The 23268-nt window shown below is 71.8% G+C and carries 16 protein-coding genes and 1 pseudogene; 9 read left to right on the top strand and 8 right to left on the bottom strand.

The window, feature by feature from the left end; all coding sequences use genetic code 11:
- The first annotated feature begins 4 nt into the window (after positions 1-4).
- The gene (locus IEZ04_RS21335; RefSeq protein ID WP_189218535.1) at positions 5-820 is read left to right on the top strand and encodes a histidinol-phosphatase; all 816 of its coding nucleotides are present in this window, start codon (positions 5-7) and stop codon (positions 818-820) included.
- A gap of 8 nt (positions 821-828) precedes the next feature.
- On the opposite strand, the gene IEZ04_RS21330 is transcribed toward IEZ04_RS21335, so the two are convergent.
- A complete protein-coding gene (locus tag IEZ04_RS21330) occupies positions 829-1029 on the bottom strand; it encodes a hypothetical protein (protein ID WP_189218534.1) in 201 nt (66 codons plus the stop codon).
- A 192-nt stretch (positions 1030-1221) separates the two neighbouring features.
- Between IEZ04_RS21330 and IEZ04_RS21325 the strand changes: the two genes are divergently transcribed.
- Together IEZ04_RS21325 and IEZ04_RS21320 are read left to right on the top strand one after the other, a co-directional pair.
- Positions 1222-1902, top strand: a complete 681-nt coding sequence (locus IEZ04_RS21325; protein WP_189218533.1) for a DUF899 family protein — start codon at positions 1222-1224, stop codon at positions 1900-1902.
- An 830-nt stretch (positions 1903-2732) separates the two neighbouring features.
- Positions 2733-2954 (top strand): hypothetical protein, encoded by a 222-nt coding sequence (locus tag IEZ04_RS21320; RefSeq protein WP_229821159.1) that lies wholly within the window; start codon positions 2733-2735, stop codon positions 2952-2954.
- A gap of 135 nt (positions 2955-3089) precedes the next feature.
- Here the strand turns inward: IEZ04_RS21320 and IEZ04_RS21315 are convergent, their stop codons facing one another.
- Together IEZ04_RS21315 and IEZ04_RS21310 are read right to left on the bottom strand one after the other, a co-directional pair.
- The gene (locus IEZ04_RS21315) at positions 3090-3479 is read right to left on the bottom strand and encodes a DUF5955 family protein (protein WP_189218532.1); all 390 of its coding nucleotides are present in this window, start codon (positions 3477-3479) and stop codon (positions 3090-3092) included.
- Positions 3480-3492: 13 nt separating this feature from the next.
- The gene (locus IEZ04_RS21310) at positions 3493-5814 is read right to left on the bottom strand and encodes an AbeC-like domain-containing protein (protein WP_229821158.1); all 2322 of its coding nucleotides are present in this window, start codon (positions 5812-5814) and stop codon (positions 3493-3495) included.
- A gap of 213 nt (positions 5815-6027) precedes the next feature.
- Between IEZ04_RS21310 and IEZ04_RS21305 the strand changes: the two genes are divergently transcribed.
- The 3 genes from IEZ04_RS21305 (at position 6028) to IEZ04_RS21290 (ending at position 10862) form a co-directional block, all read left to right on the top strand.
- On the top strand, positions 6028-6564 hold the full coding sequence (locus IEZ04_RS21305; protein WP_189218530.1) for a DUF488 domain-containing protein: 537 nt from the start codon (positions 6028-6030) through the stop codon (positions 6562-6564).
- Positions 6565-6764: 200 nt separating this feature from the next.
- Positions 6765-9782: a 3-keto-alpha-glucoside-1,2-lyase-like domain-containing protein gene (locus IEZ04_RS21300; protein ID WP_189218529.1), complete on the top strand. Its 3018-nt coding sequence runs from the start codon at positions 6765-6767 to the stop codon at positions 9780-9782.
- A 609-nt stretch (positions 9783-10391) separates the two neighbouring features.
- Entirely contained in the window at positions 10392-10862 is a 471-nt protein-coding gene (locus IEZ04_RS21290; protein ID WP_308429819.1) for a TetR/AcrR family transcriptional regulator C-terminal domain-containing protein, read from the top strand.
- 26 nt (positions 10863-10888) lie between these two features.
- On the opposite strand, the gene IEZ04_RS21285 is transcribed toward IEZ04_RS21290, so the two are convergent.
- From IEZ04_RS21285 to IEZ04_RS21270, 4 genes are all read right to left on the bottom strand, one after another.
- A complete protein-coding gene (locus tag IEZ04_RS21285; RefSeq protein WP_189218527.1) occupies positions 10889-11809 on the bottom strand; it encodes a LysR family transcriptional regulator in 921 nt (306 codons plus the stop codon).
- A gap of 4 nt (positions 11810-11813) precedes the next feature.
- Positions 11814-13541: an FUSC family protein gene (locus tag IEZ04_RS21280; protein WP_229821157.1), complete on the bottom strand. Its 1728-nt coding sequence runs from the start codon at positions 13539-13541 to the stop codon at positions 11814-11816.
- Between the two features lie 271 nt (positions 13542-13812).
- Positions 13813-14883: an AEC family transporter gene (locus IEZ04_RS21275; protein ID WP_189218525.1), complete on the bottom strand. Its 1071-nt coding sequence runs from the start codon at positions 14881-14883 to the stop codon at positions 13813-13815.
- 256 nt (positions 14884-15139) lie between these two features.
- On the bottom strand, positions 15140-16852 hold the full coding sequence (locus tag IEZ04_RS21270) for an NAD-dependent malic enzyme (protein ID WP_189218524.1): 1713 nt from the start codon (positions 16850-16852) through the stop codon (positions 15140-15142).
- 341 nt (positions 16853-17193) lie between these two features.
- On the opposite strand from IEZ04_RS21270, the gene IEZ04_RS21265 reads away from it, so the two are divergent.
- The 3 genes and pseudogenes from IEZ04_RS21265 to IEZ04_RS34960 all read left to right on the top strand — a co-directional run bounded on the left by IEZ04_RS21265 (position 17194) and on the right by IEZ04_RS34960 (position 21164).
- Complete coding sequence (locus IEZ04_RS21265) at positions 17194-18735, top strand: cytochrome ubiquinol oxidase subunit I (protein ID WP_189218523.1); 1542 nt, start codon at positions 17194-17196, stop codon at positions 18733-18735.
- 23 nt (positions 18736-18758) lie between these two features.
- Positions 18759-19706, top strand: a pseudogene (cydB, locus tag IEZ04_RS34965) (cytochrome d ubiquinol oxidase subunit II); the annotation flags it as partial.
- 93 nt (positions 19707-19799) lie between these two features.
- On the top strand, positions 19800-21164 hold the full coding sequence (locus IEZ04_RS34960; RefSeq protein ID WP_229821180.1) for an NAD(P)/FAD-dependent oxidoreductase: 1365 nt from the start codon (positions 19800-19802) through the stop codon (positions 21162-21164).
- A 439-nt stretch (positions 21165-21603) separates the two neighbouring features.
- On the opposite strand, the gene IEZ04_RS21255 is transcribed toward IEZ04_RS34960, so the two are convergent.
- Positions 21604-23004 (bottom strand): MFS transporter, encoded by a 1401-nt coding sequence (locus IEZ04_RS21255; RefSeq protein WP_189218521.1) that lies wholly within the window; start codon positions 23002-23004, stop codon positions 21604-21606.
- Positions 23005-23268: the final 264 nt, after the last annotated feature.

The raw sequence follows: 23268 nt of genomic DNA, 5'->3' as shown, positions 1-23268 counted from the left end.
ACCGGTGATCGACCTCCACACGCACCACGAACGGTGCGCGCACGCCACCGGTTCGCTGCGCGACTACGTCACGGCGGCGCTCGACAAGGGCGTCAAGGTGCTCGGCCTGTCCGACCACACGCCCATGTTCGCGGAGGAGGCCGACCACGCGCTGCCCCCCGTGGCGATGCCCAAGTCGGAGTTCCCCTCGTACATCGCCGAGGCCCTGGCGCTGAAGGAGGAGTTCGCCCGCAGCATCGAGATCCTCGTCTCCACCGAGGCGGACTTCTTCCGGGGCCGGATGGACCCGTACTCCAGGGAACTGGCCGGGTACCCGCTGGACTACGTCATCGGCTCCGTCCACATGTTCGAGGGCCGGGACATCTTCGACACCACCCGCTGGGAGACCGTCGAGGACAGCGAGGCCGAACTGGCCGCGGTCAAGGGGCGGTACTTCCGTGCGGTGGCGGAGTGCGCGCGCTCGGGGCTCTTCCAGGTGATGGGGCACGTGGACGCGCTCAAGGGCAACCACCCGAAGCTGGGCACCGTCCCCGCGCCGGCCGCGGCCGACGAGATGCTCCGGGCGATCCGCGACGCCGGTGCCGTGATGGAGGTCAACACCTCGGGCAACACCAAGGCGCACGGCGGCTGGTACCCGGAGCACGACCTCCTCGAGCGCGCCCACCACTTCGGCGTGCCCCTCACCTTCGCCTCCGACGCGCACGTCCCCGAGCGCGTCTGCGACCAGTACCCGGAGGTGGTGCGCGTGCTGCACGACATCGGCTTCCGCACCTGGACGGTGTTCCGCCGCGGCACGCCCCGCACCGTCCCCCTGGCCTGACCGCCGGCTCAGACCGGGGTGACCACGTACTCCCCGTCCGCCCTGACCCGGAACACGGCGACCGCCCTCTCCGGGCGGCGCACGGCGAGCGGAGCGCCCCCGCCCGTGCGCACGGCGACCGGCGCGGCGGTGCGCAGGCGTACGGTGCCGTCCTGACGTGCCGTCAGGGCCGCCCGGCGCAGCGCACCGCCCTTCCGACAGACCTGCACCGTTTCAGCAGCTGTCGGTCACGGGACCGTAGTGAGCGGTTCCGCGCAACGCCACACTCGTGCAACCAACAGATCCCGTCAGAACCGCACCACTTGGCCGGCCCCTTGCCCCTGGCGAGCCCGCGCGCAGGAGCGGACAATGACGGCAGCGCGGCAGCCACCACCGCCTACCGGTCGTCGTAGGAGGCAGCGATGCGTCAGACCAGTCTCGCCGGGGAGTCGACCGACTACGTCAAGGCCCGCGAGGAGCTGCGCGAGGCCGAGATCGAGCTGATGCGCCATCGGGAACGGGTGGCCGATCTGCGTCGTCATCTGCCGCCGGGCCCCGTCGTCGACGACTACGAGTTCGAGGAAGGGCCCGCGGACCTGGACGCCGGTGACGAGCCGGTACGGACCGTCCGGCTGAGCGAGCTGTTCACCCGGCCCGAGCGCGATCTGGTCGTCTACCACTTCATGTACGGCAAGCGGCAGACCCGTCCCTGCCCCATGTGCACGATGTGGATCGACGGTTTCAACGGCATCGCCCGGCACGTGGCCCAGAACGTGGACCTCGTGATCGTCGCCGCGGCCGACCCGCCCGCACTCCGCGCGCACGCCCGGGACCGGGGGTGGACCAACCTGCGCCTGCTCAGCGCCGGAGCGAGCACCTTCAAGTACGACCTGGGCAGCGAGGACGCCGAGGGCAACCAGGACTCGACGGTGTCGGTGTTCACCCGGGACGGCGACGGACCGGTGCGCCACTTCTACTCGGCGCACCCGAGGATGTCCGAGGACATCGGTCAGCGGGGCATCGACCTGCTCACCCCGGTGTGGCACATCCTCGACCTCACCCGCCGGGGCCGTGGCGACTGGAACGCGGCGCTGAGCTACTAGGCACCGTCTCCGGGTGGGGCCCGGCCTGCCGGACCCCACACCGACCACGGCCGAGGGCTGTGGCCGGCCTCGGCCTCAGGGCGTCACGCGGCCGGCGGTGGGCACGCGGGGCGTCTCGTCGGGCAGGGCGCGGAGCCGGCGTGCGGGCAGTGGCGCACCGGGGTCCCGGGAGTTCTCGCCCATCGGGGCGCGGCCGGATCGGAACGCCTCGGCGGCTTCGGCTCTGCCGGACCTGCAGGCGTCGGGGCCGGCGGAGTACGGCACCGCGGGGGCGAACGTCTCCGGCTCGAACCGCAGGCTCCCGCTCAGGGGACCGACACCGGCCGTGTCGACAGCGGGCCGGCCGATCGGGTCCGCGGCGGACGCCTTGGCCCGGAGGCTGTCGCCGGCGACCGGCAGGGCAGTGCGCTCGTCACCCGTCGCGCCGCGACGGGCAGTAGTTGACGGTGTGAGGCACGGTCTCGCCGGCCGGATCGGCGGCCGGGAACTGCCGGAGGGCTGCGAGCGGGACGCCGGCAGTTCCCGGTCACCCGCTCCGGCGGCCTCCGCGGGCGTTGCGGCGCGGGCGCGGCCCGCCGCAGCGGTGCCGGGACAGGCGCGATCCACCGTCGCTTCCCGACGGAGGACGGCCTGTTCACCACGGTGGACGTGCCGGAGTGAGGCCTTCGCCGCCGCATCCTGCTGCCGTCACTACATCCTTCGACGGACAGGACCGGCGACGACATCGCCCGGTGCGACGATGTGCCGTCCCGGGGCCGCGTGGTGTCGTTGGCGTGACAGCCGGGGCGGAACGGCCCAGGGGGAGCGCGATGGGTACGGAGCGTGGAGTCATGTCCTTCAGGGCACTGTCCTTCAAGTCCTTCAGGTCTTTCAGGACACTGCTGGGGATCACCTTGGTCGCCGTCGGGGCGGTGCTCGCCCTGTTCTTCCGGGACCTGGAGTTCCTGTGGTTCCGCGGAGGGCCCCTCGGGCTCGTGCTGGTGCTCCTCGGCGTGCTGGACCTGGCCGAGTCCTCGATCGTGTCCCGGCGACGGAACGGCGCGCGGAACTGACCCGGCACCGCGGAAGAGCACGGCGGCGGCCCCCTTGGCGGCGCGCGTGTACGTGGCGTCCGGACGTGTCCCCGGTCGGGTGGGCGTGCCCGCCGTAGGTGTCCGGCCGGCCCCGCATCCGGCCGGGTCCGGTCCTCACAGTCCGGGGAGGCCCTGTACCGACTGGGCGAGCTGTCCGACCGCGGTGACGAGCGGGGCCACCGGCTCGACGAGGGCAGTGAGCCGCTCCAGGGTGCGCTGCAGCACCGTGGGCGGTGTCGCGGGGGCCGCGAGTTCCTCGCGCAGGCGGCTCAGCTCCTGCGCCGTGCCCTCGGGATCGCCGAGCTCCGCGCGGTGCGCGTCCAGCAACTGCTCGACGCGCCCGATGAGTTCGGCCGTCCGCTCGTTGTCCCGGGGCTGGAAGGAGACCGATCCGGAGAACGCCTGAGCCCGATCTCCGACCGCCTGGTTGCCCACGTAGTGGGTGCCTCCGCTGATCATGATCCCGTTGTTGACCGGAGGGTCCTGTCGCCCGTCGTCGCGCATGGTGGATGTCCCTTCACGTGGTGGAACCGCCGGCCGGGCTCGGGGCGGCCGCTCCGGACTGCTGCGGGAGGTTCTGCGTGGCGGTCGCGCCCGTGCCGATCGCCTGGTTGCCGATGATGCTCGTCCCGCCCTGCTGGATGACACCCTGGTTGAGGATGGTCTGCTGCTGGGCGCGGAAGTCGGCGGTGTCGTAGCCGTGCGAGTCGAGGAACTCGCGCATGGCGGCCAGGGTGTGGCGCTCCACCATCAACGTGATCTCGTCGGCGTCCACGACCTGGAAGTAGTTGTGGTACTCGGGACTCAGCGCCATCTCCCGGATGCTCACCCGGGCGCCGTGGTCGTAGAGCGGGTCCTGCCGCATGGCCTTGAGCTCGTCCACCGTCCTCCGGCGGTGGCGGGCGTCGAGGCTCGCGTGGCGGCGGACCCGGAACGGTGCGCCGAAGAGCGCCCTGCCCGTGTGGCCGAGAGCGTCCATCAGCAGCCCTCGCCTGGCCTCCGGGGTGAGGTCGCCGCGCAACCGGTCCACGGAATGGTAGGCGCCATGGACGGGGCCGAGCACATGCACGTCGATGTGCAGGTGCAGCGTCCTGCCGGTGGTCGCGAAGTGCAGGAGCACACTGGGCACCACGTCACCGCCCCACAGCGGCACGTGAACGGCCAGACAGTGGCGGGCCGTGCCGGTCGGGCGGAGCATGATCTGCTCGACCGTCTCGGCGGACAGCCGGACGGCCGGGGTGCGCCGTGAGGTGCCGGCGAACCGCTCGTCGCCCTTGACGGTCGTGCCGTTCACGAAGATCCGGTCCTCGACGACGAGGGAGCCGAGGGCCCCCGCACCGGCCTCGGCCGTGTCGCCGGCGGCACCGTGGGCGGCCGCCGCCTGGAGTCGCTCGCGTACGTGGCCGACGAGTTCGGTGACGGTGAAGGGCCGCGGCGCGGCCGGGCGGGCCTTCGTGCCGACGGGATCGTCGGCCGGCAGCAGGGGCACGGTGAGCAGCCACTTGGAGCGGGTCTCCGAGTAGCCGATCCAGGGGGTGTATCCGCTGTAGACCGTGACGTTCCCCTCCTGCGCCTCGGCGACGGCCGCGATCCGGTCGGCGATCCACTGCGGGCGGGGCCGACCGGGGCGGGCCGACCGCATCCGGCCGAACGTCCCGCGGGTCAGGGTGGTGCGCAGCAGCCGGTCGATGCCGAGGTCGTGGCGCACGACCGTGGCGTACGCGAACGCCAGCGCGCAGAGGGCGGCGAGCGCGGCCGGTACGCCGGCCAGGTAGGCGCCGAACAGCCAGCTCACGAAGGCGGGCATGGGCACCGACGAGACGACGGCGCCGATGTAGAAGGCGAGCAGCACCGCGAACCCGGCCGTGATCCCGGTCTTCACCAGGGCCCTGCGTTCGGGGTGGGTCCGGCCGCGCACGGCCAGGCTCGGCCGCACGCCGGCGCTCCGGGTGATGTTGAGGAGCACCATGGCGAGGACGAGCCACAGCGGTGCGGTGAGGGCCAGGAGGACGAAGGCCCCCGTCAGGTGCAGATCGCGCCGGTGCCGGATCTCCCGGGCGTTCAGGCAGTGGTCCACCACCGCCTTCAGGTCGACGCCGGGTGAGGGGGCGACGGCGCCGGCCTCGTCGGCCAGGACCTCCTCGACCACGCGGTCGGCGAAGCCCTCGTCGGTGTAGGCCGCGGCGCACAGATAGCGGGTGACGTCACCCGGTGCGCTCCCGACCGGCATGGGTCTCTGTACGGTGGTCGGTACGGTCTGCATGCCGATCCTCCCCCTCTCCTGCGGTGCGACGAGGCCGTGGCCCTGTGGACGGACGTGGCGGCGCGCGGTCCGGCCGTTCCGGCCGGCTCCGGCGGTGAGCAGCGCGAGCAGCAGGCCGACGGCCAGGCCGAAGACGAGAGCCGACCGCACGAGGGGTCCCAGCACCTCGCCGGAGAACCTCCAGTCCGCGGCGTCGGGATCGACCAGGTCGGGCGCGGCCCACAACAGCAGGTTCACGAGCACCGACGCCAGCACACCGCCGAGGACGCAGCGGAGCCACCTCGGCACGCGGGCCGGCAGCCGCGACGGGAGGAGGACGATCCCCGCGAACAGCAGCAAGGTCATGAGGTCGGCGGCGACCAGGTGGTGGACGCCGTCGTAGTACCGGGGGGAGTACTGCCATGAGGGCATGAACGTCGCCCGGACGAACATGGCCGTCTTCTCGTCGGAGAAGAGCCAGGTGTGGTGGTCGAGGTAGTAGTCGAAAAGGAGCCGCTGCACCCAGGGGCTGCCCACGACGACCAGCAGCGCCAGCAGCACGAAGCTGCCGCGTGAGGCCGCTGACGCGCGTGGCACGCCGCGATGTGAAGACAACATTGGGGTCCCCCGTCCCCGGAACGCTGCATCAGTGGCCGCACTGTACGACGACACCACCGCACACCACGAGCGCCGATCCGGACACATCCACAACTCCCGCCCAAAGTGCGGTCAGCGTTCCGGTGCGGGGCGGTACGGGCCGTGGGGTGATCCTGGCGCCCGCCACGCAGCGGCGCGGTAAGGAACCAGCAGGTGGAAACACTCCTGCACACCTTCGGACACGGCACCGCGGCCCGCGAGCGGATCGTCGGCCTGCTGCGGGACGCCGGTGTCGAGGCGGTCGTGGACGTGCGCACCGCCCCGGGGAGCCGCCGCGACCCCGACATGCTGCGGGACCGGCTGGCCGGGTGGCTGCCGGACAGCGGGATCGCCTACCGGTGGGAACCCGCGCTCGGCGGGTTCCGCAGGCCGGCCGCCGGCAGCCCGGACACCTTCTGGCGCAACGACTCCTTCCGCGGCTACGCCGGTCACACCCGTTCCCCGGAGTTCGTCACCGCGATGCGGCAACTGCTGGCGGAGGCGGCGCGCGCCCGTACGGCGGTCATGTGCAGCGAAGCGGTCCGGTGGCGCTGCCACCGGCGCCTCGTCGCGGACTACGCGGTGCTCGCCCGCGGGGTGCCGGCCTGTCACCTGATGCACGACGGCCGGGTCGTCTCCCATGTGCCGACCGTCGGTGCGCGACTGCGCGAGGACGGGCTCCTCGTCTACGACGCCGCGCCCGCACGCTGAACTCGCCCGCACTGAACCGACACGCACTTTGAACTCTCCGATGACAAAGTATGGACATGTCAAGCGGAAGTCCCCTACCTTGACGGCGGAACTAACAGCCATACCGGCGGAACCGGCGGCCACACCGGCGGAACCGCGGTCACCCGCACGAGACCGGAGCGATATCCGGCACGGTCCGGTCCCCACGACCCGGAGGACCAATGCACCAACGCCTGTTCTCGCGTGCCCGAAGACACCTCGTCGTCCTGCTGGCGTCGAGCATCCTCACCGGCGGCCTCTGGGCCGCCCCGGCGGTCTCGGCCGCTCCCGCCGACGCGCAGGACATCCCTCCCCAGGAGCCCGGCATCACCCTGCGCGTGTTCGACGTGCAGACGCCGTTGGACAAGCTGTGCACCCTGAAGCCGGGGCAGACCCCCAACCACGACGCGCTGAGGCCGACGGTCGACTGGTCGACGTCCGAGGACTTCGGCGGATTCGACGACCACTTCGTGGCGGAGGCGTCCGGCTACCTGGTCGCGCCGCGCGACGGCAGCTACGTGTTCCGCCTGACCAGCGACGACGGCTCACGCCTGACCATCGACGGCACCACGGTGATCGACCACGACGGGCTGCACGGCGCGGAGCCCAAGGACGGTACGGTCCACCTCACCGCGGGCTCGCACCCGCTGCGCATCGACCACTTCGAACGCGACGGCGGGCAGCAGCTGCAGCTCTCCTGGCGGCCGCCCGGCGAGAGCGGCTTCACCGTCGTACCGCAGGAGGCACTGAGCACCGACGCCGGTGTCGTCCGGGTGACGGCACCGGGCCGCAAGGAGTGCGAGGCGAGCGGCGACACCCCGGGCGACGGGCTGCCGCTGACCGACGTACGCCCCGACCTCACCCTCACCGACCTGCGTCCTGACGGTTTCCAGCCGCAGGTCAGCGGCATGGACTGGCTGCCCGACGGGCGGCTCGCGATCAGCACGTGGGGCGGCACCGACAACGTTGCCGGAGAGGTGTACCTGCTCGACAACGTCACCGGCGCGACCAGCCGGGACAAGGTCACCGTCAAGAAGGTGGCGAGCGGGCTGCGCGAGCCGATGGGCATCAAGTACGTCGACGGTTCCCTGTACGTCTCGCAGAAGCACGAGCTGACCCGGCTCGTCGACCGGGACGGCGACGAGGTGACCGACGAGTACCGCACGGTCGCCACCTGGCCGTACAGCGGGAACTTCCACGAGTTCGCGTTCGGCCTGCTCTACCGCGACGGCCACTTCTACGTGAACCTCTCCGTCGCCATCGACCTCGGCGGCGCGACCACCACCCCGCAGCCCGCGCCCGGCCGCGGCGTCACGTACAAGGTGAACCGGAAGACCGGGAAGATCAGCCCGATCGCGGGCGGACTGCGGACCCCCAACGGCATCGGCTGGGGACCGGACGGCAGCCTCTTCGCCACCGACAACCAGGGCGGCTGGCTCCCCTCGTCGAAGCTCGTGCAGATCAAGCAGGACCGCTTCTTCAACCACTACACGGAGCCCGCGGGAACCTTCGACGACCGCCCCGTCACCGAACCGGTGCTGTGGCTGCCGCAGAACGAGATCGGCAACTCCCCCTCCACCCCGCTGCTCCTGGAGAAGGGACAGTTCGCGGGGCAGATGCTGATCGGTGACGTCACCTACGGCGGTCTCCAGCGCGCCTACCTGGAGAAGGTGAAGGGGCAGTACCAGGGCGCCGTCTTCCGGCACACGCAGGGCCTGGAGGCCGGTGTCAACCGCATCTCCCTCGGCCCCGACGGCGCGATCTACGCGGGCGGCCTCGGCGCCGACGGCAACTGGGGTCAGGAGGGCAAGCTCAAGTACGGCCTGCAGAAGCTGACACCCAACGGTGGCAACACCTTCGACATCAGGACCATGCGCGCCGTACCGGGCGGCTTCGACCTGACGTACACGCAGCCGGTCTCCGAGGAGACCGCCGCGCAGCTCGCCGAGCGCTACCGGGCCGAACAGTGGCGCTACACACCGACCGCCGACTACGGAGGTCCGAAGATCGCGCAGGAGCAGCTCGCCGTGCGCTCGGCGACGCTCTCGAAGGACGGCCGCACCGTCCGGCTGCGGCTGGACGGCCTGAAGCCGGACCGCGTGGTGCACGTGCGCTCCCCGCGCCCCTTCGAGTCCGCCTCCGGTGAGACGCTGTGGAACACCGAGGCCTGGTACACGCTCAACGAGATGCCCGGCAAGCAGCCGCCCGCCGCGACCCTGTACGAGGCCGAGGAGGCGCGCCTGACCGGAACGGCCGGGGTCGACACCGACCACACCGGCTACTCCGGCAGCGGGTTCGTCGACCGGTACGCGACCGAGGGCGAGGTGGGCACGACGTTCGACGTGACGGTGCCGAAGCCGGGCACCTACGACGTGAACCTCCGCTACTCCAACGGGCCGGACCCGTTCCAGGGCACCAAGTCTCTCTCCCTGTACGCCAACGGGAAGAAGCTCCGGCAGACACATCTCCCCTCCACCGGCGACTGGGAGACCTGGTCCACCCGGACCGAGCGCCTGACCCTGCGCGCCGGGCACAACACCATCTCCTACCGGTACGACCCCGGCGACACCGGTCACGTCAACCTCGACCTGATCACCGTCCGTCCCCGCGGCGCGCGGGTCGCCCTGTTCGACGGGACCGGGGCCTCGCAGGCTCAGTGGCAGCACACGGACGGGCGGCGCGTGACGTGGCCGCTCGCCGACGCGAAGTCGATGGAGGTGTGCTGCGGTGACATCCGTACCAAGGAGGCCTACCAGGACTTCAGGCTGCACGTGGAGTTCCGCGTCCCGCTGCTGCCCCCGGAGGTGACCGGGCAGGACCGCGGCAACAGCGGCATCTTCCTCCAGGACCGCTACGAGCTCCAGATCCTCGACTCCTACGGTGACACCACCCTGGACACCAACGAGGCCGGGGCGATCTACCTGAAGAAGGCGCCCGACGTCAACGCGGCGAGGGCGCCGGAGACCTGGCAGACGTACGACATCGTCTTCCGCGCGGCCCGCTACGACGACAGTGGCAACAAGACGGCCGACGCCCGGGTGACGGTGGTGTGGAACGGCAAGAAGGTCCACGACGACATCGCCCTCGACGGCCCCACCGCGTCCGGCCGGTCCGAGACACCGGCCGCGGGAGCGATCCGGTTGCAGGACCACGGGAACAAGGTCCGCTTCCGCAACATCCAGGTACAGCCGCTGACGTGAGCTGACCCCTGGTCATGGCACATGTCCGGGTCCGGCACCCAGAGGGTGCCGGACTCCGGCCGGCAGCGGTAGGCCGGGCGCCTCCGGCCGACCGTGGACGTACCGGCCGGCAGCACGGCCGAGGCGCACCTGCCGCTGGTCGGCGGTGCGGCCCCGGCACCCGAAGGGGCGCGGAAGCCGCGCGTCGACGGGGACGAGGCCGTGTACGCGGTGGGCTCCGGCCGCTGCACGTTCCGTTCGGCTTGCTGAGGAGGCTCCCTGAGGGCCGGGGGCCGGCATCAGGACCCGTCGCCCACCGGCACGGGCAGCGGCAGCGGCAGCGGGTCCCGGCCGGTCCCGGCCCGGGCCTCGGCGACCGCACGCTGCCGGGGCCTGCCGTCCACACCGGCACGCCGGCCCGGCCCCCGGCCGTCTGGGGCGGACTGCGCACCGCCCTGATCCGCCCCGACGGGCACGTGGTCGGGCAGTGACCAACAAGCGAACGGCCGACCGTCTCGAACCGGGCACCGTGATCCGGGCCGCGCTGGAACGCCTGGACGAGAAGGGTCTGGAGGCGCTGTCCCCCCGGGCGGTCGCCGCCCGGCTCGGCGTACGGATGAACACGGTGCTGTGGCACGTGAAGACCAAGGCCCGGATGCTGGAGCTCATGGCCGACGCGGTCCTCGGCGAGGTCCCGCTGGACGACCTGCCCTCCGCGCCGGCCGAGCGCGCCCGCGAACTGGCCCGCCGGGTGCGCCGTGCCCTGCTGCCCACCGCGACGGCGCCGCACTCGTCGTCGGCACCCACGTCGCCGAACCCCACACCCCGCGCTTCTCGGAGACGCTCGTCACCGCGCTCCTGGAGACCGGGCTGAGCGAGCGCGACGCCGCCCGGACCACGTGGACGCTCCTGTACTTCACCTTCGGCCTCACCCAGGAGGAACGGGCGGCGGCCCACCAGCCCCTCGGCGACCGCCTGGCGGACGCGGTCACGGGCACGGCCCACCCCGCCCTCCACCGCGTCCGCGACCACCTGGCCCCCGGCTCCTTCGACGGGCGCTTCGAGTACGGACTGACCGTGATCCCCGGCCGGCAGCGGTGACGGAGGGAGCCGGGAGCCGGGCGGCCCTACCGGGCGGCTCCCGGCTCCCGGCTCTCGGCCGTGACCTTCAGGGCGCGTTCCATGAACTGCTGGGGTGCCGGTGGCAGGGTGCGGGAGGCGAGCCAGGCGATGCCGATGTCGCGGGTGGCGTGGACGTCGGTCATCTGGAGGTAGCGGACGGGGAGGTCCGGGCCGGCCTCCGGGTCCGTGGCGCGGGACGAGGCGGGGATCAGGGAGACCCCGAGGCCGGCCGCGACCAGGCCGCGCAGGGTCTCGACCTCCTCGCCCTCGAAGCCGACCAGCGGGGAGAAGCCCGCCTGGTGGCACAGCGTCTCGGTGACGTTGCGGAGGCCGTAGCCCGGTTTGAGCACGATGAACGGCTCCTCGGCGACCTCGGCCAGGCGGACCCGGCGGCGCCGGGCCATGTGATGGCGGGTGGGGACGGCGAGCCACAGGGGTTCCACCAGCAGCCGGCGCCAGGTGATCAGGGGGTGACCGGGGTCCTTGCTGGTGATGATGAGGTCCGCGGTGGAGTCGAGCAGGTGCTGGGCCAGACCGATCTCGCCCGCCTGGTGGAGGTCGAACCGGACCTGTGGTGAGGACTCCCGGAAGTCGGTGACCAGCCTGGGCACGAGCCAGGTGCCCAGGGTGTGCAGGAAGGCCAGGGAGACGACGCCCGCGTCCGGGTCGACGACCTCGGCCACGGCCCGCAGCCCGCGGTCGTAGCTGTCGAGCACGGCGTCGACGTACTCCTTGAACACCCGTCCCGCCGGATTGAGCCGGAGGACCCGGCCGACGCGCTGGAAGAGCTCCGCGCCGACCTCCTCCTCCAGCCGGTTCAGGGCCCGCGACAGGGCGGGCTGGGTGATGCCGGCTTCCGCCGCGGCATCGGTCACCGTGGCTCCCTCGGCCACGGCCTGGAACGACCGGAGCACCTGCAGGTCCATTCTTCTACTCTCGCTTCGCACGGGTCGACGGGCTTGCGGACGCGGCGTGCGCGGCCGCGGGGGAGACGGCGCCGAGAGCCCGCGCCGTCACGGCGTCGCACAGCTGTTCCGCCGTGGTGACGGTCTCCTCCCAGTCCGGCAGCCGCCGGCCCGGCGCGCCCGGTTCGCGGCGGGCGTGGGCGGCGGCCCTGCGCGCCTCGGCCAGCTGCCGGTAGGCGGTGCGGCGCAGGGCCTGGCGCTGTGCGGCGGTGACGCCGGGGGAGAGGTCGCGGTAGCGGAGGGCGGCGGCCACCGCCGCCTCGGTCTGGACGGTGGCGCGGCTGCCGGCGGAGTCCGGCCAGACCGCGAAGTGGACCACGAGGACGATGGCGGCGGCGAGCGCGGTGTCCAGGACGCGCGGCAGGTACAGCGCCCGGTCGTCACCGAGCAGCTCGACGAGGACGAACACGACGGCGGTCAGCCCCGTCGTGGCCAGCGCGTAGTGGTGGCGCACGCCGACGGCCATCAGCGCGCCGAAGACCGCCACGACGCCGATCAGGGCGTACGTGCCGTGCACCGCCAGCGACACCGCGGCCATGGCGGCCACGCCGGCCACCGTGCCGGTGCAGCGGTGCAGCGCCCGGCCGAACACCGGACCGAAGTCCGGCTTGTACACGAAGGCCACGGTCATGGGCAGCCAGTAGCTGCGCGGTCCGTGCAGGATCTCGGCGCACGCCTGCGCGGCGAGTACGCAGACCGCGAGCAGGACGGCGTACCGGAGCCGGGCCGGCCGGCCCGGTCCCGTTGGGGCCGGGACGTGCAGGGCGACGTCGTCGATCCGTTCCGCGTCGGCGGCCGTCGCGCACACGTGGGCGAGGGCGCGCAGGCCCGAAGTGTCCGGCTCCGGACCGGTGGGGACGGGCGGGCCGGGCGCGGTCCCGGCGTCGCGCTCCGGCAGCAGGCGTGCGGCCATCGACAGCGGTACGTCCGTCACGGCCGCGGGGAGCGGGCGCGCCTCCCACAGCAGTGTGGTCACCGCCTCGGCCAGCCGGACGGCGACGCCGAACGCCCTGAGCAGACCGCCGACCTGCGGGTCCGGCTCTCCCCGGCGGCCGGGGCCCAGGTAGCGGCCCATCATCTGGTGGGCGCTGTCGAGGGCGTCCGTGAGCCGTCGCCGGGCGTCGGTGGCACCGGGCGTACCGGCCGCCGCCAGCGCCGCGGACGCGGCACGGTACACGGTCAGCAGGGCGGCCCGCTCGACGTGGTGCCGACGCCACAGCCAGGGGGTCGCGGACAGGACGAGGAGGAGGGCGACCCCGGCGAGGAGGGCGAGCGGGGCGTGCCACCAGGGACCCGGTACCGGAATGCCGCCGCCGATCGTGACGCCGAGCAGGAGGTGCATACCGGCCACCGACCACACCCGTCCGCGCAGGCTGACCACGCCGCCGGCCAGCGCGGCCACGACCAGGCAGAGCGTCACGGCCGAGGCGTGCCCGCTGCGCAGGGCGACCTCGCCGGCGGCCAGGCCGAGCGCGGCCGCCAGGCCCAGCGCGGCGAACCGCCGCACCCGGGCCCGGTAGGGGTCGGAGCCGTCCTGGCCCACCCCCCACAGCGCGCCGATCGCCGCGATGACGGAGAGGGTCACCCACCCGGTGAGCATGCCGGCGAGGAGCGGCACGGTGAGCGCGGCGGCCCCGCGCAGCGCGGCCGCCCAGGGCAGCGCGAGGAGCCGGGGCCGGACGGTGTCACGCAACCGGCGCAGGCGGTGCGGCGGTGCGGGCGCGGGCCCTTCCCGTTCACGGTCCGGGCGACCGTGCGCTGCCGATGTCATACGGCTGTCTGCCTTCCACGGTGCGATGACGGGGTGCGACGAGGTGGTGCGACGAGGTGGTGCGACGAGGTGGTGCGACGAGGTGGTGCGACGACGGAACGGCTCCGGGGTTCCAGGGTCGCGGTCCGGACGCCCGTACGCCTGCCGACGGGGCCGGGGCCCCGCGGCAGGCGGTGTCGGGCGGGTGACGGGATCAGCCGACCAGGTTGATGATCACCGGGAGGGTGATGAACGACAGGATCAGACTGACGACGACGGCGGAGCCGATGGTCTCCTCGTCCGCCTTGTCGCCGTACTTGGAGGCGAACATCAGCGGCACGGGGGAGACCGGGAAGGCGAGGATCAGCGCGGCCTGCGCGGCGGCCTCCGAGGAGGTCAGGGCCTTGCCCACGGAGTAGAGCAGCAGGGGCAGGACCACCACGCTGATGAGCGAGATGACCCAGACGCGCGGGTGCAGGCGCGGGCGGCCGACCTTCGCGACGGAGAGTCCGACGTAGAGCAGCGCGGCCGAGGAGGCGGCGCCGGCCAGCAGGGTCAGCGAGGAGCCGACGACCTCCGGGACACCGACACCGGTGACGGAGAGGACCAGACCGAGCAGCGGACCCCAGACGAAGGGCTCGCGCAGCTGGTGCAGGACGGTCTGCAGGGCCGAGGTCCGGGGCGGCTCGGGGAGGTCGTCGGCCGTCGTGACCGCGGGGGCGACCGCCACGGCCGTGCCCCCGCCGCCCGCGGTGGCCATCGCGTGCTTGGGCCTCGTGGCGCCGGCGGACAGCGACCGCGCCTCGGTGCGCAGCGCCGTGCGGTCCGGCAGGCCGAGCATGACGAGGACGACCGGGTCGAGGATGACGTTGACGAGGATGCCGCCGACGGCGATCGGGATGGCGGCCTGCGCGGCGCCGAAGAGACCGGTGAGGATCGAGGTGCCCATGAAGGCGTACTGCGGCTGCACACAGGCCAGCGCGAGCAGGGCGGCGCGCTTGAGGGGAGTGCGGGCCGCGTAGCGGAGGACGGCGAACAGCACGGCGTACACGGCGAGGAAGCCCAGCGCCAGCAGGCCCGCCAGGGGCAGCTTCTCGACCAGGGTGTGGCGCGGCGTCCTCCAGATGCTCAGCAGCAGGGAGGCGGGCAGCGCGAGCTGCATGGTCAGGTCGCGCAGCGCCTGAGTCCCGCTCGCGTCGAACAGCCTGAGCCGTCCGGTGCCGTAACCGACCAGGATGATGACGAAGACCGGCACCACGATGGTGACGATATGGGAGAAACTCACAACTATGTCAATTCTTTAGAGCTGAGCTGGTGAAGGTGGCTCGGCCGTGGCCCGCTGTCGGTCGGTCTGTCAGCCGTCGAGCCGGATCGGGGCTGTCGCACCCCCGGATCCGGCTCGGCGTCGTGGCATCGGCGGCACGGACGGACGACGCGGTCGAGCGGGCTCGGCGGCTGCCGTCGTCCTGGTCGGCCGCCGAGAGGTGTCGTGGGGGAGTGCTGCTCCGGTGGGCCTGCCGGCCCTTACCGCAACGAGGCGGTCAGACGGCCTCGATCGGGGGGTAGACCGGGTGCCACATGGCGGCGCGGACGCGCTCCTCGACGGTGGCGTCCGTGCCGTCGGGCTGTTCACGGGCGACGCCGTCCTGGACGGCGGCGCGGGCGACGGCGACCGCCACGTCCACCGTGGTCTCCCGCAGCCGGGCGATGGGCGGCAGGATGGGCGCGCCGGGGACACTGGCGTCGGTGTGCCGGGCGACGGCGTGCGCGACGGCGGAGAGCATGCCGTCGGTGATGCGGTCGGCGCCGGCGACGATGGCGCCGAGGCCCAGGCCGGGGAAGACGAGGGCGTTGTTGGCCTGCGCGATCGTGTAGGTGGTGCCCTCGTGCTCGACCGGCTCGAAGGGGCTGCCGGTGGCGATCAGGGCGCGGCCGTCGGTCCAGGCGAGCAGGTCGGCGGGGACCGCCTCGGCCAGCCGGGTCGGGTTCGACATGGCCATGATGATCGGGCGCTCGGTGTCCGCGGCCATGGTCCGGACGATCTCCTCGGTGAAGGAGCCGCCCTGGCCGGAGGTGCCGATCAGGATGGTGGGGCGGGCCTGCTTGACGACCTCGGCGAGCGGGATGCCGCCGACCTCGTCGTCGTGACGCCAGTCCGCGACCTCGGCGGCGGGGCGGGCGTAGCGGATCTGGAAGTCACGCATGCCCTGCTGGCCCTGGGTGAGCAGGCCGTGCCGGTCGACGGCCCAGACCCGGGCGGTGGCCTCCTCGGGGGAGAGGCCCTCGATGACGAGCGCGTCGCGGAGCTGGTCGGCGACGCCGATGCCGGCGGTGCCGGCACCGAAGATCACGATGCGGTGGTCGGTCAGCGGGACGCCGGTGGCCCGGACGCCGCCCAGGACGGCGGCGAGGTTCACGGCGCCGGTGCCCTGGATGTCGTCGTTCCAGGTGAAGACCTTGTCGCGGTAGGCGTCCAGGATGCGGCGGGCGTTGGCCGGACCGAGGTCCTCCCAGTGCAGCAGGGCCTTCGGGAACAGCCGGCTGGTGATGCCGATGTACGACTCGATGAAGGAGTCGTACGTGACCTGGTCGACGCGCTCGTGATGGTTGCCCAGGTACAGCGGGTCGTCGAGGAGCTCCTTGCGGTTGGTGCCGACGTCCAGCATGACCGCGAGGGTGCGGCTCGGGTCGATGCCGGCGGCCGCGGTGTAGACGGCGAGCTTGCCGACCGCGATGTCGATGCCGCCCACGCCCCAGTCACCGATGCCGAGGAGCGCCTCGCCGTCGGTGACGACGACGAGGTCCACGTCGTCCGGGCCCAGACCGGTGGCGAGCAGGGAGCGCTCGATGTCCTCGGGCGCGTCGACCGACAGGTAGACACCGGCGGGGCGGCGGTACTCGTAGCTGTAACGCTCGATCGCGGTGCCGACGGTGGGGGTGTAGACGATGGGCAGCATCTCGGCGAGGTGCTCACCGAGCAGCCGGTAGAACAGGACGCGGTTGCGGTCGTGCAGAGCCGTGAGGTAGACGTTCTTGGCCAGGTCGGTGGGCTGCGCCCGGTACTGCTGGTAGGCGCGCGCCGCCTGCTGGTCCTGGGTGAGCACCTGCGGCGGCACGAGACCGGTGAGACCGAGTGCCCGCCGCTCCTCCTGGGTGAAGGCGGTGCCGCGGTTCAGGAGGGGATCGGCCAGCACGGCGCGTCCCCGGGCCCTCGTCTCCAGCCGCCCCTCCGCGGGGTTCCACTTGGTCTCCATCACCGACTCCTGTCTGGTCTCCGTGAATTCCAAGTGATCAGGGTCGGCCGCGGCCAGGCATGATTCCAATGCCTCAGTTACACAGTTTTCATGAATGCGGGTCATCGAATATCGATGACCTGCGCCTTTTGCCAAAATGAGCAAAAATCCGCCGGTCGGCGGTGTGACAGAGCTCGCAGATTGAAGTCCTGGCATTACCTCCGCGCATGTTCGCCAATCCAACAAGGCATTGGACACATGGCCTTTTCGCCTGCGAGGCTCCCGGATGTCGGCTCGCTCGGCGTTCCCCATAACTTTACTTCGTGAATGTGTTCACATTCACAAGAAGGGAAGTGCTCGTCATGTCTCCCGAGACGATCGCCCGCTGGCAGTTCGGGATCACGACCGTCTACCACTACCTGTTCGTGCCCTTGACGATCAGCCTCGCCGGCATCACCGCCGGCCTGGAGACCGCGTGGGTGCGCACGCGGAAGGAGAAGTACTTCCACGCCACGAAGTTCTGGGGGAAGCTCTTCCTGATCAACATGGCGATGGGCGTGGTCACCGGCATCGTCCAGGAGTTCCAGTTCGGCATGGACTGGTCCGCCTACTCCCGCTTCGTGGGCGACGTCTTCGGCGTCCCGCTGGCCATGGAGGCGATCATCGCCTTCTTCTTCGAGTCCACGTTCATCGGCCTGTGGATCTTCGGCTGGGACCGGCTCCCGCGCCGCGTGCACTGCTTCTGCATCTGGATGGTGTCCCTCGGCACGATCCTGTCGGCGTACTTCATCCTGGCCGCCAACTCCTGGATGCAGCACCCGGTCGGTTACGTGCTGGACCACGGCCGGGCGCGGCTGACCGACTTCCCCGCGGTGCTGTTCCAGCCCCTGCAGGTGCTGGCCGGCCTGCACGCGGTCACGGCCTCGTTCATCACCGGCGGTGCGCTCGTGACCGGCATCTCCGCCTGGCACCTGCTGCGCGCCCGGCGCAGGGAGAACGCGGGCACGGTGACCGTTGTGGACCGCAAGCGGGTCGCGGTGATGCGGACCTCGCTGCGGGTCGGCCTCGGCGTCCTCGCGGTGGCCGGCCTCGCCACCCTCATCGACGCGGACAGCCTCGGCCAGCTGCTGATCGACGAACAGCCGCTGAAGATGGCCGCGGGGGAGGGGCTGTGGAACACGGTGGCCAACGCGCCGTTCTCGGTCTTCGCCCTCATGGACGCGGCCAAGCACACCAACGTCGTCGACCTCGACATCCCGTACGTGCTGTCGTTCCTGGCGCACCACAGCCTCACCGCTCCCGTGACCGGCATCAACGACGCGGCCTCGGCGATGGCGGCGCAGTACGGCGGCACGGCCGGCGACTACCTGCCGAACATCACGCTCACGTACTGGTCCTACCGCGCCATGATCCTGTTCGGGATGACCTCCTTCGCGGTGGGCGTGGCCGGACTGTGGCTCACCCGCAACCGCCGGATGATCAACCCGGCCCATGTGACGGAGCCGGAGGAGGTGCCGCACCTGATGCTGACGCCGAACCGGCCCCTCGGCCCGTTCCTCACCAGGTGGGCCTGGCGCGTCATGATCCTGACGATGCTCTTCCCGCTGGTCTCCAACTCCTTCGGCTGGATCTTCACCGAGACGGGCCGCCAGCCCTGGGTGGTCTACGGACTGCTGCGCACCTCGGACGCGGTGTCGCCGGGGGTGTCCGCCGCCACGATGCTCACCACACTGATCGGCTTCACCGCGCTCTACGCGGTCCTCGCCGTCATCGAGGTCGGACTGATGGTCACCTACGCCAAGGCCGGGCCGCACCTCGAGGAGCAGCCGCCCGGGCGTGACCCGAGGCTGCGCGGCCCGTCCGCCGCCGAGGACGACGACAAGACCCTCACCTTCGCCTACTGACCGGCTGTAGGGACGTATCCGTCATGCATCTGAACGATTTCTGGTTCCTGCTCATCGCCTTCTTCTGGACGGGCTACTTCGTCCTGGAGGGCTTCGACTTCGGCGTCGGCGTGCTCACCCGGCTGCTGGCCCGCGACGAGCGCGAGCGCCGGGTGCTCATCAACACCATCGGTCCCGTCTGGGACGCCAACGAGGTGTGGATGATCGCGGCCGGTGCCGCCACCTTCGCCGCCTTCCCCGGCTGGTACGCCACCCTGTTCAGCGGCTTCGACCTGGTGCTGTTCGCCATCCTGGTCTGCCTGATCGTCCGGGCGGTGGCCTTCGAGTACCGCGCCAAGCGCGACGGCGCCCGCTGGAAGCGCAACTGGGAGCACGCCATTTTCTGGACCTCCCTGCTCACCCCGCTGCTGTGGGGCGTGGTCTTCGCCAACATCGTGCACGGTGTCGCCATCGACCACCGGCACGTCTACACCGGCGGCCTCGCGGGGCTCTTCCACGGCTACGCCCTGCTCGGCGCGCTGACCCTGCTGATCGTCTTCACCGTGCACGGCGCGGTCTTCGCCGCGCTGAAGACGACCGGTGACATCCGCGCCCGGGCCCGCACCCTCGCCGTCCGGCTCGGGCTGGTGGCCGCGCTGCCCGCGGCCGCCTTCCTCATCTGGACCCAGGCGGACCGCGGCAACGCCCGCAGCCTGATCACCGTGGTCATCGCCCTGGCCGCCTGGCTCACCGCCCTGGCCTGCACCAGGGCGGGCCGCGAGGGCTGGGCGTTCACCTGCTCCGCCGTCACCGTCGCGGCGACCGCGGCGACGCTCTTCCTGACCCTGTACCCCGACGTCATGCCGTCCACGACGAACCCGGCGTTCAGCCTGACGGTCACAGGCGCGTCGTCCTCCGCGTACACGCTGGGGATCATGACCTGGATGAGCGCCTTCTTCGCTCCGCTGGTCGTCGCCTACCAGGCGTGGACGTACTGGGTGTTCCGCCGGCGCCTCGGCACCCACCACATCCCGCCGTCCACCTCCCACGGGCACACTCACCCCGATCACACCGAAGAAACCGCCATGCCTGTCGCCCCCGCCCCCGACCGTCCCCGCATCCTCGTCGCCGGTGGCGGCTACGTGGGCCTCTACACCGCGATGCGCCTGCTGAAGAAGCTGCGCCACGGCGAGGCCACCGTCACCGTCGTGGACCCGCGCCCGTACATGACCTACCTGCCGTTCCTGCCCGAGGCGGCCGCCGGCAACGTGGCCCCGCGCAACCTGGTCGCGCCGCTGCGCCCCGTCCTTGCGGGCGCGGAGGTGGTGACCGGCCACGTGATCTCGGTGGACCAGGCGGAGAAGACCGCCCACGTGCGCACGGCGGCGGGCGACACCTTCGAGCTGGACTTCGACCAGCTCGTCGTCGCGCTCGGGTCCGTCTCCCGCACCTTCCCGATCCCCGGTCTGGCCGAGCACGGCATCGGCATGAAGTCCGTGGAGGAGGCCATCAGCCTGCGCAACCACGTCATGGCGCAGCTCGACCGCGCCGACTCCACCTCCGACGAGGCCGTCAAGCGCAAAGCCCTCACCTTCGTCTTCGTCGGTGGCGGCTTCGCCGGTGTCGAGACCGTCGCCGAGGTCGAGGACATGGCCCGGGACGCCGCACGGACCTACGCCCACGTCGACCGCGAGGACATGCGCTTCGTCCTGGTCGAGGCCGCCGGCCGCATCCTCCCCGAGATGGGCCCCGACCTCGGCGGGTGGACCATGGAGAAGCTGCAGCAGCGCGGCATCGAGGTGTACCTGGAGACCTCGATGACGTCGTGCGTCGACCAGCACGTGGTGCTGGCGAACGGGGTCCGGACGGACGCCTCCACCATCGTGTGGACGGCCGGGGTGCGCCCCAGCCCGGCCCTGGCCCACTTCGGTCTGCCGCTGGGGCCGCGCGGTCACGTCGACACCCTGCCCACGCTCCAGGTCGCCGGGTTCGAGCACGTCTGGGCGGCGGGCGACAACGCCCAGGTACCCGACCTCGCCGTGGGGGAGGGCGCCTGGTGCGCGCCGAACGCGCAGCACGCCGTGCGCCAGGCGCCGGTCCTCGCCGACAACGTGCTCGCCGCGCTGCGCGGCAGGCCGCTGAAGGAGTACCGGCACAAGAACCTCGGCGCGGTGGCCGGCCTCGGCCTGCACAAGGGCGTGGCGATCCTCTTCGGCAGGGTCAAGCTCAAGGGCCGTACGGCCTGGTGGTTCCACCGGCTGTACCACGGCAGCCGGGTCCCGACCCTGAACCGCAAGGTCCGGGTGTTCGCGGACTGGACCCTGGCGTCCCTCCTCAAGCGGGAGACCGTCGGTCTGATCGAGCTGGAGAGCCCCCGCGACCCGTTCACCGAGGCGGCCGCGCCGTCTGCGGGCGTGCCCGCCACGGGGGCCGCACGTCCCACCGTGTGATCGACACAGCGGTACGGGGCCGTGCGCAGCCGTACGGCCCCGAACTCCCGCGCACGGTGTCAGATCACGCGGAAGAGGTCGGCGGCGGAGTGGACGTCGGTGAGGTCCTCGACGAGACGGAGGTTGTCGCCCAGGGCCTCCAGGCGTCACCAGCAGCGTCCGCACCACGTCGGCCCGCTCGTAGAAGCGGTCCGACAACTCGCCGATGACCGCCCGCAGTCTCCGGCGGTGTCCTGCGCGTCCTGCGTGCTCCGGGTGTCCGGTGCGTCCTGCGCGTCCATGTGCAACTCCTCGCCTGCGGCGTCCTCCCCTGGGGCCCCGGCGGAGTGACAAGTCAGCCGAGGGCGACAACGGCGGCGGCGCCTGTGGGCCGCCCCGTGACGGGGCGGCCCACAGGCGCCGGGGACCCGGCGTCCGGTGGTCGCGGATGCCGGCCTGATCAGGAGGCGTTGGCCGAGGCGGGAGCGGCCTCGCCGTCGTCCAGGGAGACGTCCTTGGTCTCCTTGCCGAGGAGGAGCGCGGCCAGCGTCAGTACGGCCATCGCGGAGAGGTACACGCCGACCAGCCACGGTGAGCCGTCACCGGCCTCCCACAGCGCCACCGCGATGAACGGGGCGACCGCCGCCCCGAGGATCGAGCTGACGTTGTACGAGATGCCGGACCCGGTGTAGCGCACGCTCGTCGGGAAGAGCTCGGGCAGCAGCGCGCCCATCGGCCCGAACGTCATGCCCATCAGGGTGAAGCCGAGCACCAGCCACAGCACCACGCCGAGCGTGCCCAGACCGATCAGGGGCACCCACACCAGTCCGAAGACCAGGATCGCGGCGGTGATCCAGATCAGGGTGGTGCGCCGCCCGTACTTGTCGGCGAGCGGACCGGAGACGAGGGTGAACACGGCGAAGAACAGCACGCCGAAGATCATCATGAGGACGAAGGTGGTGTAGCTGTAGCCCAGGCCGGGCACGTCGGCGTCCTTCGCGGTGCGTCCGTAGCTCAGCGAGAACGTGGTCATGAGGTAGAAGAGCACGTACGTCGCCAGCATGAAGAAGGTGCCGAGGACCAGCTGCCTCCAGTGGCTGCGGACCACGGTGGCCAGCGGCAGCTTCCGCACCTTCCCGGTCTCCTGGGTCTTGGCGAAGACCGCGGACTCCACGAGCCGCGACCGCACCCACAGGCCGATGACGACCATCACGGCGGAGAACAGGAACGGGATGCGCCAGCCCCAGCTGGTGAAGGCGTCGGAGGGCTGCGTGGGGTCGGCGCCCGCCCCGGACGGCAGCAGCGCTCCGATGATCAGGAACAGGCCGTTGCCGATGATGAAGCCCAGCGGGGCGCCGAGCTGCGGGAAGGTGCCGTACAGGGCGCGCTTGCCCTTGGGGGCGTTCTCGGTGGCGACCAGCGCGGCACCGCTCCACTCGCCGCCGAGCGCGAAGCCCTGCGCGAGCCGCATCAGCACGAGCAGGGCGGTGGCGACCCAGCCGACCTGCGCGTAGGTGGGCAGGACGCCGATGAGGAACGTGGCGATGCCCATGGTCAGCAGCGAGACCACCAGGGTCCGCTTGCGGCCGAGCCGGTCGCCGAGGTGCCCGAAGACCACGGCCCCGATCGGGCGGGCGACCATCGCGGCGCCGAACACCGCGAACGACGACAGCAGGGCCGTGGTCGGGTCGCCGCTCGGGAAGAACAGATTGGGGAAGACCAGGACGGCGGCGGTCGCGTAGATGTAGAAGTCGTAGAACTCGATCGTCGTGCCGATGAGGCTGGCGATGAGGACGCGGGACCGCGAGTTGACGGGTGCCTGGGCTGGGCCGGTGGCTGGGGCTGGGGCTGGTGCGGACATTGCTCGGTCTTCCTCGCCGAAAGAGTGTGCGAACTGTACTGGCACGGTAACAATCTCAAGCATCTTATTTCCCGGAAAGTTCATTCCGGTATGTGAGACAGCCGGTGGCGGCCGCCCCACTGTACGAGCTGGCCTTCCCGTCCACCGCGACGACCGCGTCGCCGCACCTCGCCCGCCGGGGTGCCCTCGTGCTCCGGCATGACCGGCGCCGGTCTCGCGGGCCACCGTCTCGCAGCAGCCGGTGCCTCCCCTGTGCCCGACGAT

This window comes from Streptomyces ruber (genome assembly GCF_014648075.1).
Taxonomy (GTDB): domain Bacteria; phylum Actinomycetota; class Actinomycetes; order Streptomycetales; family Streptomycetaceae; genus Streptomyces; species Streptomyces ruber.
The sequence above is the reverse complement of the archived record's forward strand: the minus strand, read 5'-3'. Positions and strand labels throughout refer to the sequence as shown.